Raw genomic sequence first — 14,885 nt, 5'->3', positions numbered from 1 at the left:
GGCGCGCTGGGCTACTTGCCTACTGGCGATCGCCGTCCGCCTTGGTCAATGCGCGATCCGCGGTCGCCACGATGCTGCGGTTGAACTCGTACTGGGCGGTGACCAGCTGATCGGCCAATTCGATTGCCGCATCGACGATCTTCTTGCGCAGCGGTTGTACGGATTCGGGAAGCGCCTCGTCGACCGTGTGGCGGAACTTGCGCAACGCCTCGCTGGCGGCGTGCTGTCCTGTCCTCGCGGATTCGCGTACCTCGTCGGCGAGATCCACCGTCCGGGGGGTTGCGACGTCCGTACTCGTGGTCTTGGTCATCGTTCGTTCACTCCTTGTTCGTTGTGGTCACCATTAACGCTAAACGCATTGGTAGTTAACCGATATGGGCAAAGGTCCTCTTCTGGTGAGCTTTCACAGGCCGCTGGGGTACGTCTCGGGCGTCTGGCCCTCGACCTGAAGACTGGCTGACTCGAGGGGTGTCAACGCCGTGGTGACGTCGAGATGAATCATCGCGTCGTACTGGTCGGCGGGTCGAACGTGAAAGTAGTGACTGTGACGCTCGGTCTCGGGCCGGTAGATGACACCGATGGCGCGATGCAACCGCACGCTGCTCAGGGCCTCGGCGGCGTCGGATTGCCCGTCCCCATCCATCCGAATGAGGAACGGCGCTGGACCAGCCTCGTGAAAGAGCTCCTCAAGACTTCCTGGTAGACCCGGCCGGACGGACTTCAGTTCCGCGGGCCCGCCCCATTCGCTGGCCGCCGTGACGGTTCCCTGATAGGTGCTGAATCCGATGAGCCGACTGTGCTCGCCGTGGTGTTCACGCACCAACTGGCCCAGGGTCAGTTGGCCGTCGGCGCCCATCTCGGTGGCGCGTGCACCCTGGCGATGATCTGTTCGTCGTCATCGGATTCACTCAACGTCGCGCTCTCCTCACTAGCGGCAACCGCCCACTGACGCGGGTGGTTGCCCAGTGGGGATCACAAGGGAGACAACGAATCTAATCCTCGTGCTCGATGAAGCGGCAACAGTGAAGGGCCCACGGCGTGACCCCCAACGCCCGGCTACAAAACGGCCTCACAGGCCCAAAGAGAAACGGCGTCGACAAGGCGACCACACGCCATTTTCACCCCGGAACGGGCGTCCCGCCAGGGACACCTTGACTACACTTGCTCTCCGATGAGCAGGCCGCGTTCACCGATCTCGGTGCCGATCAGTTCACCCGCCACGTCAAACTCGGAGACCAAGATACGCAATCATATTCGCCAACTCCAAGCTCTCGGCTACACCGTCACCGTCAACCCCGCCGCCTGATCGGACCGAAGGACACCGCGCACGACCGTACGCACGTCACCGGGACTGTGGATTTAACGGTGTTTCCGGCCTGACACGCTGAGCGATGCTCGGCGAGAAAGGTCGCCACGATGACGACACTGAATGACGTGACCAAGAAGAAGGCTGAGCAGTCCGCTGAGCAGAAGGCCGCGGTCGAGCTGGTGCGGCTGGCCCAGGAACAGGGCCTGTCACTGACCGGACCCGATGGGCTGCTCAAACAGCTGACCAAGACGGTGATCGAGGCCGCGCTGAACGAGGAGATGACCGAGCACCTCGGTTATGAAAAACACGACCCGCCCGAGGCGGGGTCGAGCAACATCCGCAACGGCACCCGGTCCAAGACTGTCCTGACCGACACCACCGGCCCGGTCGAGATCGACGTACCGCGGGATCGGGCGGCGACGTTCGAGCCGCAGATCGTCAAGAAACGGCAGCGCCGGCTCACCGGTGTCGATGAGGTCGTGCTGTCGTTGTACGCCAAAGGGCTTACCACCGGCGAGATTTCGGCGCACTTCGCCGAGATCTACGGTGCCTCGGTCTCCAAGGAGACGATCAGCCGAATCACCGACAAGGTACTCGAGGAGATGAACGAATGGACGGTACGGCCTCTGGATGAGACCTACGCCGCGATCTTCATCGACGCGATCGTGGTGAAGGTCCGCGACGGCCAGGTCGCCAACCGACCGTTCTACGCCGCCATCGGGGTCACCCTGGGCGGGGAACGCGACATCCTCGGCCTGTGGGCCGGCACCGGCGGTGAAGGCGCCAAGTTCTGGATGGCCGTGCTCACCGACCTACGAAACCGCGGCGTCAAGGACACCTTCTTCGTGGTCTGCGACGGCCTCAAGGGACTGCCCGAAGTGGTGAGCAACGTGTGGCCCCAAGCGATCGTCCAAACGTGCATCATTCACTTGATACGCAACACCTTTCGGCTCACGTCCCGCAAGTACTGGGATGAGATCAAACGCGATGTGAAGCCGATCTACACCGCGGTCAATGCTACTGCGGCCCGCTCGGCGTTCGATGATCTGGCCGAGAAATGGGGACAGCGCTACCCAGCGGTGATCAAACTCTGGGACAACGCCTGGAACGAGTTCATCCCGTTCCTGGACTACGACGTGGAGATACGGAAGGTGATCTGCTCGACGAATGCCATCGAGTCACTCAACGCCCGCTACCGCCGCGCAATCAAGGCCCGCGGGCACTTCCCCTCCGAGCAGGCCGCCCTGAAATGCCTGTACCTCGTCACCCGATCCCTGGACCCGACCGGCGTCGGCAGGGCACGATGGACGATGCGGTGGAAACCCGCGCTGAATGCGTTCGCGATCACCTTCGGCGACCGATTCCCGGCAGCCGAAACCTACTGATGAAAACCGCCGGAAACACCGTTAACGAGATAGTCCCACGTCACCTTCATTTCGGACTAGGGAAACGGCAGTGATCAGTACTTGTCTTCACTTGGGGCGAATTTCGGGCCAGGACTGCACGGCGGTGTGGCGTCGGGGTGCGCCGTGCGTGGCGGTCATAGCGTGGTGGGTAGGCCGTCGACATACGGCGACAGGACGTCGGTCGTGTTGCGCAGTGCGTCGAGATGCACTGTGCTGTTGAGGTGAAGATGTGCGGATAGTCGACCTCACCATCACCTCACCGCTGTCGGGATCGGCCTTTTCGGGCGAGTCGTCTGAGCGCAGCGAATAGTGTGCGTCGAGCCGACTGCAGGGCTCGGACCAGTCGCCTTCCCTACGGGCTGCCAAGACTTATCACGTCGAAGGTGGGGCGGTGTCGCGGAGCGCCGACGTTCGAGGCGAATACCGGGTCGAACGCGTACAGCGACTCAGTGCCGAAAAGACCAATTGCGAGAGCGGCTGCGCCGGGAGCGTCAAGGGGCGGCTTCTGTGGTGGATGCCGTCGCCGCCATTCAGTGAGAAGCGCGGCAGCACCGGTTTCGATGACCGGCCTCGGTGGTGTGAGGTGGGCGTGCCGCCGACGCAATTCAGCAAGCACGGTTGTGCCGGCTCGGGTGCGTCTCGGCACCGTCACCATGAACGTCACGAAGACGCCAATGACAACCAGGGCACTGAACAGACCGCCGACCGGCGCGCCACGGATGAGTTCCGCGGCGACGCGCGCCACTCCAATTCCCAACACCACCAGTAGCGCGTACAGGAACCAACGGGTACTTGCCCGCTGCGACGGTGACAACAAAAGCCCGGACTCCTCGAGGCCGCCGCAGATTCGTGCGAGCGTCGCGCTGACCGCAGGCTGTCCAGGTAGTTCGACTGCGGTGTGGCCCGGCGTCGCCTCGTAGACCGCCCGCTCCAGCCGTGTCGCGTCCATTGGCAGTGGCGCAACCTGCGAAAGGACACGGTCGGGGTTGACGCCGACCGCGCCGGTGCGGCGCAGCTCCCCGAGTGCGGAGTACACAGCCAAATGAGGACCTCCTGCAAGGAAGGCCGCTTGGTGGGCGTCGACGTCATCGCTGAACGCGGGGCGTCCTCGGAACGCGATGAGCCGGTACGCCATCGAAGCGGTGGCGACGAATGTCGCGGCCACCACGAACCACATCACAAACGCGTGGTCGGAGACCCCCCAGACGTCATGCATGTGCTGATTATCGTCGCCGGTTTGCCGATCCGTGCCGGAAGGTGCACTTGTCTCTCCGCGCCGGTGCCCCGCGCCCGCGTACGTGGCAGGCACCACGCATACTCCAGCTGCCGCACAGCCGGAGTCTCACTACTAGAGAAAAGAGACAGCGCCTAGCGAGCGGCGAGCGTGTGACTCGCGGCTATAAGTGGCGGTGTTCTTGCAGTGGTGAGAGACGCGCCGATGACCAGGGCGCTGCGGGCGGGGTGATGTGCAGCGATGCGTTCGAAAAGAGGTCAGACCGCAGTCGTCAGACGACGCAACCCTCGAGTGCGTCGGCAGCGGTGACGCCGTACTGGGCGCACGCCATCGCCGACCCCACGTCGAGAACCGTCCAGCGGGAACCGTCGCGACGGAACAGGGCCCCCGACGACTGCACCGTGCCCTGGGTCGCTCCCAGTGCAAACGGCGGCGAGCATTGGACCCGCCAGAAGCCGGTGGCGTACGCCACTCGCTCGTAGAAGTTGGGACTGGATTTCAGCTCTGCCAGCAGCGCCTCCTCTGTCGCCGCCGCGCACACGTCGACGCCCTCCGGGGCCGCAGGGGCCGCAAGATAGGTCACGCCCTGTCGGCTGACGAACATGCCGCGGCCCGTGCCGTCGTTGGTGAAACGCGTTCCCTCCGAGCTGGGCTCGACGGTCCATCCTTTGAGGTGAAATACCTGACCATAGGTGAGGACCAATTCGGTGTAGCCGTAAGACTGAAAATTGGAGTCATTCCACTGCAACCCTCCCCCCTCGGCATTGACCCATACCGTGTGGTCGCGTGTCCCCAGACTGTCCGGATCGCAGTCCTGCGTCTCGCTGCACCGGGTCGGCGCGTTCGCAAAGTTGCCAGTGCACAGGACTGTGCCGGGTGTAACGACGCATCCGACTGTGCGCGACTCGGTTGTCACGAACTGCTTGTCGACGGGGTTCGGGGGCCTGGGCTCTGCGTGCGCAGCTGACGTGAAGCCCAGTGCCACCACCGGATTCACCATCACGACCCATGCCAGCCGACTTATCAACAGTTCGTGACGACCCCCCCGGGACTCGCTGAAGTGCATCCCGTCAACGAGCACCCCAGCAGATAGCGTCTCTACGCCTGACGGGGCTGACGGCGCTGGAGCGGCTCGCGCAGGGCGAGCTGACGACCGCCGACGACTTCGTCGAGTTCGACGTCACCGAGCTACTCGACCGCGCGGCGCACGACGCTCCGCGCGTCTATCCCGACCTGCAGGTCACCCTGTCGCCGTCGCCGAAGCTGATCGTGGGGTTGCCGGCGGGGCTTCGGTTGGTGATGACAACGCCATCGCGAACGCGGTCAAGCACGGCGTCTCGGCGCATCTCGACGTCAGTCCGCTAGGTGGTGCGCGACTGCTGCTGCGGATCCCCGCCCACGTGCCCTAGTCCCCCCTCTCCCGCGAGCGTGCGTGTCGGTGGGCGACACGCCGAGGGAAATCGGGACTTTACGCACGCTCGGCGACGCTACCGAGTCTCGGCGCGCTGGGCTACTTGCCTACTGGCGATCGCCGTCCGCCTTGGTCAATGCGCGATCCGCGGTCGCCACGATGCTGCGGTTGAACTCGTACTGGGCGGTGACCAGCTGATCGGCCAATTCGATTGCCGCATCGACGATCTTCTTGCGCAGCGGTTGTACGGATTCGGGAAGCGCCTCGTCGACCGTGTGGCGGAACTTGCGCAACGCCTCGCTGGCGGCGTGCTGTCCTGTCCTCGCGGATTCGCGTACCTCGTCGGCGAGATCCACCGTTCGGGGGGTTGCGACGTCCGTACTCGTGGTCTTGGTCATCGTTCGTTCACTCCTTGTTCGTTGTGGTCACCATTAACGCTAAACGCATTGGTAGTTAACCGATATGGGCAAAGGTCCTCTTCTGGTGAGCTTTCACAGGCCGCTGGGGTACGTCTCGGGCGTCTGGCCCTCGACCTGAAGACTGGCTGACTCGAGGGGTGTCAACGCCGTGGTGACGTCGAGATGAATCATCGCGTCGTACTGGTCGGCGGGTCGAACGTGAAAGTAGTGACTGTGACGCTCGGTCTCGGGCCGGTAGATGACACCGATGGCGCGATGCAACCGCACGCTGCTCAGGGCCTCGGCGGCGTCGGATTGCCCGTCCCCATCCATCCGAATGAGGAACGGCGCTGGACCAGCCTCGTGAAAGAGCTCCTCAAGACTTCCTGGTAGACCCGGCCGGACGGACTTCAGTTCCGCGGGCCCGCCCCATTCGCTGGCCGCCGTGACGGTTCCCTGATAGGTGCTGAATCCGATGAGCCGACTGTGCTCGCCGTGGTGTTCACGCACCAACTGGCCCAGGGTCAGTTGGCCGTCGGCGCCCATCTCGGTGGCGCGTGCGTCACCGACGTGCGAGTTGTGCGCCCACACCACGATTCGGGTACTGCCTGGTCGCCCTCGTTGCACGTCCAGGTGAGCCAGCAGGGCGTCCAGAGTGTCGGCCATGTGCGAATCGCGAAGGTTCCACGAATCCACGCGCCCACGAAACATCGAGCGGTAGTAGGCCTCTGCGTCTCGGACCGCTGCGGCGTTCTGTGTGGCGCAGAACAAATCGTCCTCGGCCTGTCTGCCGTCATCGGCGAGATAGGCGATGCGGCTGCGTTGAAGTTCGAGCAAGGTCTCCACCGCCTGGTCCTCACACGACTCGCCCGCCCCGAAGGCGGCGGCGTAGCCGTACGCCTGACCGTCGTCGGACGTGTGGTCGAAGCAGGCGTAGCGCTGTCGCGCGCGCGCCGCGGCGACGTGGTCCACCGTGTCGAGGTAGTCGACGACGGCTTGCATGGACCGGTGCAAGCTGTACAGGTCGAGCCCGTAGAAACCCGTCTGCGGCAAGCCCTCGCGGCGGCCGAGTTCATTGTGTCGGCGAAGCCAGCCGACGAAGTCCCGGACCACGACATTGCGCCACATCCACGCGGGAAAGCGTTCGAACCCGCTCAGAGCTTCATCTGCAGTCGCGTCGCCGCCCACCCCCTGGACGAAGCGGTTGACGCGGTAGGCGTCGGGCCAGTCGGCCTCGGCGGCGACGGCCGTGAAGCCCTGGTGTTCGATCAACCACCGCGTGATGTCGGCCCGGGCCTGGTAGAACTCGTGCGTACCGTGCGAGCTCTCGCCGATGAGCACCACGCGAGCGTTTCCGATCAGGTCGGCCAGCACTTCGGGAGCGGGAACACCACCGGGTGCCGGTACCGCGCTTCGTCGTACGGCCTCAGCGGACCGATGTCGTTGGGGTGCTGGGCTTGTCGCCGCCACGGTCGGTTTACTCAAGAGGCCGCGGACCTCGTCATCGTCGACCTGGGTGAAATTCCAGTAGGAGGCACCGACGGCGGTGAACGGTGTCGGCATCGACGCGCAGACGACGTCGTCGACCATGCTGGCGAATTCCCGACACGTCGGCTCGGGTGCGGCAGGCACGGCGATCACGATCTGCGCCGGCTCCTGATCGCGGATGGCAAGGACCGCCGCGAGCATGCTCGAGCCGGTGGCCAGACCGTCGTCCACGACGATCACCGTCTTGCCGCTCAACTGAATCGGCGGCCGGTCGCCGCGATAAGCGGCTTCGCGGCGAATGAGCTCGCGGCCCTCGCGTTCCAGCACCTCGCGCACCCGAGCCGAGTTGAGTCCGAGTCCCCGGATGACGTCATCGTTGAGGACGGTTCGTCCTCCGCTCGCGATCGCGCCCATGGCGAACTCGTCGTGACCGGGTACTCCCAGCTTGCGCACTATGAAGCAGTCCAGCGGAGCGCCCAGGGCGCATGCCACCTGGTATGCCACCGGAACGCCGCCACGGGCCAGCCCCAGCACGACGACGTCGGTGCGGCCCTCATAGGCGCTGAGCAGATCGCCGAGGACACGTCCGGCTTCTTCGCGGCTGCGAAAAACCGCGGCGCCGGAGTCGCGGACCCGGCGCGTCATGCCGAGCGGGCGGCCGACGCGCCCTCGATGTCGCTCGCCGCCTCGGTGAAGAGCTGTCGGGCCAGATGGGACAGGGCCCGAGCCAGCGCCAGCTTCTGGCCTATCGTGTGTTCGGGCTCGTCGGTGGCGTCCAGCCGGGAAAGGCCACGTCCGACCAGGCTGGCCTCCTGCCATCGCAGACGTACCATCGCGCGGCCGTGGCGGCTGTACTCGTCGAGAACGATTGTCGCCGTGGGGATCTCGTTACCTGGCGCGGGGTTTGATGACAGCATGATCTTCCTTGGATGTCGTTCCGGTCCGGCGCACGCAGGGCCTCTCGTGTGCGCGCCCTCCCTCGATCCGATCACTCGAGCGGCCAACGGGGTAGGGGCCTAAGGCCTGCACTACGAGGTCGTTGGTCGCGCACGCAGTCGTTGGTCACGCGGGCAGTGGGGGAGCGGAAGCCTGGGTCGAACGGCGGGCTTTCCGTGCCCTTCGGCCCTACGGCCAGACCCGGACCCGTCCTAACGTGAGCGCGAACTCGGGTACGACGGGTGCTCAGTTACTTCCGAGAGGTCGACCATGGCAATCGAGGACCGACCCCGACGCCTGCGTGGCAGAGGTGCGGAATGACCGTAGTGAGCGATCTTCGTGCGGTTGCCGACACGTCGTCGGACGTCGCCATGGCGCCGGATGGTTCCCGCCCGCCCGCCCCGGGCGCCACGAGAATGGAGACCGACGAACTCGCTGGAATCATTTCGGCGGTGTGCGCCAGGTTCCCGGGTTCGCCTCGCGCGGACGTCGAGACGTTGGTCGAGGGTGCCTTCCGGCATCTGAAGGCAGGCGCCACCGTGACCGCGCACCTGATCCCACTGACCCTGAACCGCAGTCTGCGGTTGATGCATGAATCGGTCGCGACGTCGAGCCGAGAGACGGTCGCAACACGATGTCCGGTGCTGAGCCAGCGCACGGGTTGACCACCTCGTCGGACACCTCGTGGCCGAATACCCTGCTGCCAAACCTCCTCGGTCTTCGCGGGTATTCGTCTTCGTGGTGGCGGGGTGACGTGCAGGCCGGTCTCAGCGTGGCGGCCTATTTGATCCCCCAGGCGCTCGCGTATGCGGCGTTGGCCGGGCTGAGTCCCATCGTCGGGCTCTGGACGGCGTTACCGCCGTTGGTGCTGTACGCAGTGCTCGGGTCGTCCCGCCAGCTGTCGGTCGGACCCGAGTCCACGACGGCGTTGATGACGGCGGCCGTACTGGGTCCTCTGGCGCTCGGCGATCCGACGCGGTATGCGCACTACGCGGCCACCCTCGCCGTCTTCGTCGGCGTCATCTGCCTGATCGCCGCCGTGCTCAGGCTCGGCTTCCTCTCCAATCTGCTGTCCAGACCGGTGCTCGTCGGCTACCTCACCGGTATCGCGATCGTCATGATCGTCAGCCAGCTGGGCAAGATGACCGGAGTGGCCACCTCGGGTGACACCGTCGTCCAGCAAGTCATGTCGGTCACCGTGAGAGCGCGTGAATTCCACTGGCCGACAGCTGCCTTCGCCGTGGGCGTCCTCGCGCTGATCATCGCGCTGAGCCGCTGGACGCCGCGATTGCCCGGACCGCTGATCGGGGTGCTCTGCGCGGCCACGGCGGTCGTAGTCTTCGGGTTGGGACGTCACGGCATCGACGTCGTTGGCGCGGTACCCACCGGGTTGCCACCGTTCCAGGTTCCCGAGCTGACCCGCCAGTCCCTGCAGGATCTGCTCGGGCCCGCCTTCGGAATCGCCGTCGTGGCGTTCTCCGACAACGTGTTGACGGCCCGCTCGTTCGCCGCGCGTCGCTCGGCGGACATCGACGCCGACGCCGAACTGCGCGCCCTCGCGGTGTGCAATGTCGCGGTGGGCTTCACCCAGGGCTTCCCGGTGAGCTCCAGCGGCAGCCGGACCGCGCTCGGCGACGCGTCGGGCTCCCGCACGCAGGTGTACTCGCTGGTGGTCTTCCTCGTAGTGATCTGCGTGGTGGTGGTCGGTGGCGGCTTCATCGCGTACATCCCGTCGGCAGCCCTTGGCGCCCTGATCTTCTACGCCGCAACGAAGCTCGTCGACGTAGGGGAATTTCGCAGGCTGGCTCGCTTCCGCCGCAGCGAGTTCGTGCTCGCCGCCATCACGGCGGTCGCCGTGTGCGGGTTGGGCGTGCTGTACGGGGTGATCGCCGCGGTCCTGCTGTCGATCTTGGACCTGCTGCGGCGGCTGGCCCGCGCGCACGACAGTGTCCAGGGGTTGGTGCCGGGCCTCGCGGGCATGCACGACGTCGACGACTACCCACTCGCCACGTTGATTCCGGGGTTGATCGTCTACCGCTACGACGCGCCGTTGTGCTTCGCCAACGCCGAGGACTTTCGGCATCGCGCGTTGGCTGCCGCCGACCACTCGCCGCGACCGGTCAACTGGTTCGTCCTCAACGCCGAGGCCAACGTCGAAGTGGACATGACCGCACTCGATGCGCTGGAACGGCTCCGCGAGGAACTCTCGGGCCGGGGAATCGTCTTCGCCATGGCCCGGGTCAAACAGGACCTTCACGATGCGCTCGACGCCGCGGGCATGCTCGACAAGATCGGCTCAGACCGGCTGTACATGACGTTGCCCACGGCCGTCGAGGCCTATGAGCGGGCGCAGGCGCATCACGACCCGCCGGCCTCGTGAGGGGAACCGACGCTCGATTCCGTTCGACAGTCCGATATCGCAATGACCCGAAGGAGTGGCCCGCATGACTTCCCAAACGCACCGTTTCGAGGCCTTCGTCGTGTGCTCGGCGCTCGCCGACTCCCTGACCCTGCAACGGCACCACCGTCAGCCCGTGGTCGTCGACCCCCGGCCTGAGGTCGTCGTCGGCGTCGATGGGCTGCCTGGTGCGTTGAAAGCGGTGACCTGGGGGGCTGTCGAGGCCGAACTACGTTGCGTACCCTTGCGGTTGGTCTATGCGGTCGACCCGTCGGACGCTGCGACGACCGGAACCGGGCGCCTGCCCGCCGGGCCGCACGACACCGCTCTGATCGCTGCAGCCGAACGAGCTCGGCGCGCCAGCCGCTCGATCGACGTGGTCGCCGAGATCGACTATGCCACCGCCTCCGTCGCGCTTGCCCGCGACTCCGCGGTGATGATCTGCGTCGGCTCCAACGGGCCGCGGCCACCGCACCCTGGTCACCGGGTGGGCACCGCCACCGAAGTGTTGCTGGACGCCGACTGCCCGGTGACGATCGTCAGGGGCGACCCTCTCGCCGACGGCTGGATCGTCGCCCGGCTCGGTAGCGACCCGGCCGCGACGGACCTGCTGCGCGTGGCCGTCGACGAGGCAGTCCTGCGTCGGAAGCCGTTGCGGCTGTTGACCCATTGGACGAGGCGCGAAGGGGCGACGGACCCCGCCGAGCTGGATACCCGCCTGACCCGGGAGATCGACGCGCGGGTGGGCAGGCACCCCGGGCTCGACGTCGCGGTGGAGCCAGGCGTCGAGCTGGAGTCCTATCTCCGCGCTCGCGTCGGTCAGATCGCGTTGTTCATCGCCGCTGACCGCCAGTCGCACGACATCGGCACGGTGCTCGACCCTGCCGCCGAGTGCGCGCTGGGCGTTCTCCCCTGTTCGGTGATGTTGCACGCCGGCGCAACGCCCAGGTGACCTTTAGCCCTTTCGAAGCAAGGCATTCCGATGGTGGGATCGGCCTTGCACAGACCCGGCGGTCTCGGAGCTCTCCCCCTAGCGGCTCCGGGGCCGCCGCCCGTCCGTGGTGCGGGGGCCATTGGTAGGCCGAAGAAGTGACCTTGTGCCCCGTCGCCTGGATGGTGCGCCGATTAGCGTTGCGGCCATGTCTGACCTGCTTGCGCCAGTATCCATTTTGTCAGTAGCCGATTGTTGGGACCTGTTGTCCAATATGCCGCTCGGGCGGCTCGTCACCAGCGTCGATGGTCGCCCGGCGATCTTCCCGGTCAACTTCGCCGTGCAGCGCCGCACCATCCTGTTCCGCACCGCCGAAGGCACCAAGCTGGTCAGCACCGCGATCAACCACGACGTGCTCTTCGAGGCGGATCACTACGACGCTGCCGAGGGCTGGAGCGTGATCGTCTCGGGATCGGCAAGTGTGCTGCGGTCCGACGAGGATCTCGACGAGGCCAACCGTGCCGGACTGCTGTCGTGGACGGCGACCACCAAGCAACACTTCGTGCGAATCCGCCCGCTCAACGTCACCGGCCGCCGGTTTCAGTTCGATGCCGCGCTCGACTCCAATGCTGCCGGCTGAACAGCGCCTCGGGTGTGGTTGCTCAGTCAGGTCATCGGCAGGGAAGTCCGCACCAAGGATGGCGCCGCGATCGGTCGTCTGGACGATCTGACGGTCCGCCTGGGTGACGACACCGGGCCACACATGGTCCAACGACTGCTCGTCGAACGTGATCGCGCGCCGAGCCTGTTGGTGCCATGGACCGCGGTGCATCGGGTACGCACCGTTGACGTCGAAACAAGCTACGGCACAGACGAATTGACAGCGTGTGAGATCACCTCAGGTGCCGACGCCTTGCTCGCGGACGAGATCATGCTCGGTCGCGACGTCCTCGACACCCAGATCGTCGACGTGGTGGGGCAGCGACTGGCGCGCGTCGCCGACGTGGTTCTGGCCCGGGCGCCGGACGGGCGTCTCAACCTCGTTGGCGTCGAGGTGGGTTTCGGCGGCGTGCTCCGGAGGCTTGGTCTGCGCCGCCAGGCGTCCCGCGTCGGCGAGGACGCCGTGGCATGGACCGATGTCCACCTGACCTCCGACCGCGGCCATGCCGTGCAGCTTGCGGCACCGCGGTCCGCCGTCCACCACCTCGACGTGCGCGGACTGGCCGCGCTCATCGCCACGCTGGACACGGAATCCGCCACCGAGGTGCTGGCTGCGAGGGAACCCGGCGTCGCCGCGGGCGCCATGGGAATCGTCGATCCCGTGGTCGCCGAGCGCCTACTCAGGGCGATGGAGGATGACGATGCCGCCGAGATCGTGGCCGCCATGCCCGATGAGCATGCCGCCCGCTGGCGAACCCGCCTGGCGCGGGCTCCCGCGCTGCTGGAGCGACGGCTCGAGCACACCAGGGTGTGGCCGCGCCGACGGCGGCATGCGGATCGGTCGACATCCTGATGCTGTTGCGTCGCAAGCGCGTCGGTCTGGCGGCGTTGTTCGCGGTGGTGGGACCGGGCCTGCTGGCTGGACTCTCCGACGACGATCCCGCGGGCATCACGACCTATTCGGTGCTCGGTTCCAATCATGGCTACCAGTTGCTCTGGGTTCTGCTGTTGTCCACCATCGCCCTCATCCTCTTCCACGGGCTTGCCGCGCGCATGGGTGTCGTCACGGGCCAGGGCCTCATCGGATTGGTTCGGCAACGCTACGGCGTCCGGCTGGGTGGCGGTGCGTTGATCGCGTTGGTCGTGGCCAACGTCGGGACTACCTGTGCCGAATTCGCTGGCATCGCTGCGGGTTTCGAACTATTCGGCATCAGCCGCTACATCAGCGTCCCGGCGTCCGCGGTGATCGTCTCTCTCCTCGTACTCCGAGGCAGCTTCCGTCGCGTCGAGCACTTCCTGCTGCTGTTGTCGACGGTGTTCGTGGCCTACATCGCGTCGGGTGTCCTCGCCCGGCCGGACTGGGGTGCCGCGGGGCGCGGGCTCCTGATCCCGACCATGCCCACGACCGGCGAGGCCATCGCGATCATCACCGCAACGGTGGGCACCACGCTCGCGCCGTGGGGGCTGTCGTTCATCCAGTCCTACGCCGTCGACAAGAAGTTGCGCACCGAAGACCTCGCGCTCGTCCGGATCGACGTGGTCACCGGCGCCGTCTTGACCGGCGTCATCGGATTCTTCGTCGTAGTGGCCTGTGCCGCAACCCTGCACCGCGACGGCCGCTCGATCCACGATGCGGCCGACGCCGCGGTCGCCCTCCAACCCCTCGCGGGCACAGCGGCCTCGCAGCTGTTCGCCGTCGGCCTGATCGGGGCGGCGTTCCTCGCGGCGTCGATCCTGCCCCTGTCGACGGCGTACTCGGTATGCGAGTACGCGGGTATCGAGGCGGCCATCGACGACACCTTCCACGACGCCAAGACCTTCTATCTGACGTTCGGCATCGTCACGGTCCTCGGAGCGGTGACCGTGCTCATCCCCAACGTTCCCCTGGTCACGATCCTGGTGGCCACTCAGGTCCTCAACGCCGTCCTCCTGGTGCCGCTGCTGTTCGCCATGGTCGGCATCGGACGTGACCGTGACCTGATGGGCCACTTCACCATTGGACGCTGGGGGATGGTTGCCTACGGTCTGACGATCGCCCTGGTGGTGCTGTGCGTCGTCGCGTTGGGGATCGTGTCGCTCGCGTGAGCTACGGTCCTGCCTCGCCGTCGTCGTCGCTCGACGGGGCTGGCGATGGCACTGATTTCGACCGCGCCGCCGGCGTTGACGGCGCCGCTGCGGATGACCTCACCTGCTCGTCGCTCGACGGGCGCCGATTCGCCCGTCAACACCGAATCGTCGAGGAGCGCACTGCCCGTGGTGATCCGGCCGTCGAAGGGCACGACCTCGCCAGGGCCCATGACGATCAGATCGTTCACCATGACGGCGCTGCCCGCGATCACCTCGAGTCCGTCGGCCGCGCGGCGTCGCGCCGTCGTCGCGGCATGCGCGAGCAGGCTGCGCAGATCCTTCGTGGCACGCCGTTCGGCCGCAGCGTCCAGCGTCTGGCCCGTCGCCAGCATGAGGCCCACCAGCGCGCCTGCGAGGTACTCGCCCACGGCCATCGCACCAACGAGTGACAGCACCGCGATGACGTCGACCCCCACCCGACCGCGGCGTAACCCCACCATCGCCCACCAGATCGCTGGAATGACGGCCACCAACGTTCCGGCGAACCAGAACCCGTCGGCGAGAGGCGTGCGTCCCGACAGGCATGCGACACCGCCGGCGATGAGCGCCACGAGGGTCGAAATCAAGAACAGCGGTTGGACTTTCAT

At 66.2% G+C, this 14,885-nt stretch carries 14 protein-coding genes and 2 pseudogenes; 8 read left to right on the top strand and 8 right to left on the bottom strand.

Translation table 11 applies throughout. The features are described from left to right. Window positions 1-19: 19 nt before the first annotated feature. On the bottom strand, window positions 20-310 hold the full coding sequence (locus QUE68_RS20865; RefSeq protein ID WP_284228157.1) for a hypothetical protein: 291 nt from the start codon (window positions 308-310) through the stop codon (window positions 20-22). A gap of 93 nt (window positions 311-403) precedes the next feature. Further along, window positions 404-883 (bottom strand): annotated as a pseudogene (locus QUE68_RS20860) (erythromycin esterase family protein); the annotation flags it as partial. A 533-nt stretch (window positions 884-1,416) separates the two neighbouring features. On the opposite strand from QUE68_RS20860, the gene QUE68_RS20855 reads away from it, so the two are divergent. Then, a complete protein-coding gene (locus QUE68_RS20855) occupies window positions 1,417-2,694 on the top strand; it encodes an IS256 family transposase (RefSeq protein ID WP_286274351.1) in 1,278 nt (425 codons plus the stop codon). A 373-nt stretch (window positions 2,695-3,067) separates the two neighbouring features. Here QUE68_RS20855 and QUE68_RS20850 read toward each other — a convergent pair whose 3' ends face one another. Together QUE68_RS20850 and QUE68_RS20845 are read right to left on the bottom strand one after the other, a co-directional pair. Further along, on the bottom strand, window positions 3,068-3,931 hold the full coding sequence (locus QUE68_RS20850; RefSeq protein ID WP_286274350.1) for a TIGR04222 domain-containing membrane protein: 864 nt from the start codon (window positions 3,929-3,931) through the stop codon (window positions 3,068-3,070). A 289-nt stretch (window positions 3,932-4,220) separates the two neighbouring features. Then, window positions 4,221-4,697 (bottom strand): hypothetical protein, encoded by a 477-nt coding sequence (locus QUE68_RS20845; protein ID WP_286274349.1) that lies wholly within the window; start codon window positions 4,695-4,697, stop codon window positions 4,221-4,223. A gap of 365 nt (window positions 4,698-5,062) precedes the next feature. Here QUE68_RS20845 and QUE68_RS20840 point away from each other — a divergent pair. After that, window positions 5,063-5,307: pseudogene (locus QUE68_RS20840) on the top strand (two-component sensor histidine kinase); the annotation flags it as partial. A 160-nt stretch (window positions 5,308-5,467) separates the two neighbouring features. On the opposite strand, the gene QUE68_RS20835 reads toward QUE68_RS20840, so the two are convergent. The 3 genes from QUE68_RS20835 to QUE68_RS20825 form a co-directional block, all read right to left on the bottom strand. Then, window positions 5,468-5,758 carry a hypothetical protein gene (locus tag QUE68_RS20835; RefSeq protein ID WP_284228157.1) on the bottom strand — a complete coding sequence of 97 codons (291 nt, stop codon included), beginning with the start codon at window positions 5,756-5,758 and terminating at the stop codon, window positions 5,468-5,470. Window positions 5,759-5,851: 93 nt separating this feature from the next. Next, entirely contained in the window at window positions 5,852-7,891 is a 2,040-nt protein-coding gene (locus tag QUE68_RS20830; RefSeq protein WP_286274348.1) for an erythromycin esterase family protein, read from the bottom strand. Next, on the bottom strand, window positions 7,888-8,163 hold the full coding sequence (locus QUE68_RS20825) for a dsRBD fold-containing protein (protein ID WP_286274347.1): 276 nt from the start codon (window positions 8,161-8,163) through the stop codon (window positions 7,888-7,890). Before QUE68_RS20825 ends, QUE68_RS20830 begins: the two co-directional genes overlap by 4 nt. Window positions 8,164-8,499: 336 nt before the next feature. Between QUE68_RS20825 and QUE68_RS20820 the strand changes: the two genes are divergently transcribed. The 6 genes from QUE68_RS20820 to QUE68_RS20795 all read left to right on the top strand — a co-directional run bounded on the left by QUE68_RS20820 (window position 8,500) and on the right by QUE68_RS20795 (window position 14,256). Next, entirely contained in the window at window positions 8,500-8,847 is a 348-nt protein-coding gene (locus QUE68_RS20820) for a hypothetical protein (protein WP_286274346.1), read from the top strand. Then, window positions 8,817-10,562 carry a SulP family inorganic anion transporter gene (locus QUE68_RS20815; RefSeq protein ID WP_286274345.1) on the top strand — a complete coding sequence of 582 codons (1,746 nt, stop codon included), beginning with the start codon at window positions 8,817-8,819 and terminating at the stop codon, window positions 10,560-10,562. Before QUE68_RS20820 ends, QUE68_RS20815 begins: the two co-directional genes overlap by 31 nt. A 64-nt stretch (window positions 10,563-10,626) precedes the next feature. Continuing rightward, window positions 10,627-11,532 (top strand): universal stress protein, encoded by a 906-nt coding sequence (locus QUE68_RS20810; RefSeq protein ID WP_286274344.1) that lies wholly within the window; start codon window positions 10,627-10,629, stop codon window positions 11,530-11,532. A 187-nt stretch (window positions 11,533-11,719) separates the two neighbouring features. Further along, window positions 11,720-12,151, top strand: coding sequence for a pyridoxamine 5'-phosphate oxidase family protein (locus tag QUE68_RS20805; RefSeq protein ID WP_286275891.1), 432 nt, complete (start codon window positions 11,720-11,722; stop codon window positions 12,149-12,151). Window positions 12,152-12,163: 12 nt separating this feature from the next. Then, window positions 12,164-13,024 (top strand): magnesium transporter MgtE N-terminal domain-containing protein, encoded by an 861-nt coding sequence (locus QUE68_RS20800; RefSeq protein WP_286274343.1) that lies wholly within the window; start codon window positions 12,164-12,166, stop codon window positions 13,022-13,024. Further along, the gene (locus tag QUE68_RS20795) at window positions 12,982-14,256 is read left to right on the top strand and encodes an Nramp family divalent metal transporter (RefSeq protein ID WP_286274342.1); all 1,275 of its coding nucleotides are present in this window, start codon (window positions 12,982-12,984) and stop codon (window positions 14,254-14,256) included. Before QUE68_RS20800 ends, QUE68_RS20795 begins: the two co-directional genes overlap by 43 nt. Here QUE68_RS20795 and QUE68_RS20790 read toward each other — a convergent pair. Further along, window positions 14,190-14,885: a P-type ATPase gene (locus QUE68_RS20790; RefSeq protein ID WP_286274341.1), complete on the bottom strand. Its 696-nt coding sequence runs from the start codon at window positions 14,883-14,885 to the stop codon at window positions 14,190-14,192. The genes QUE68_RS20795 and QUE68_RS20790 overlap by 67 nt on opposite strands.

This window comes from Mycolicibacterium sp. TUM20985 (assembly GCF_030295745.1).
Taxonomy (GTDB): Bacteria; Actinomycetota; Actinomycetes; order Mycobacteriales; family Mycobacteriaceae; genus Mycobacterium.
Note: the sequence above shows the minus strand (reverse complement) of the source record. Positions and strands in the feature narration are given on the sequence as shown.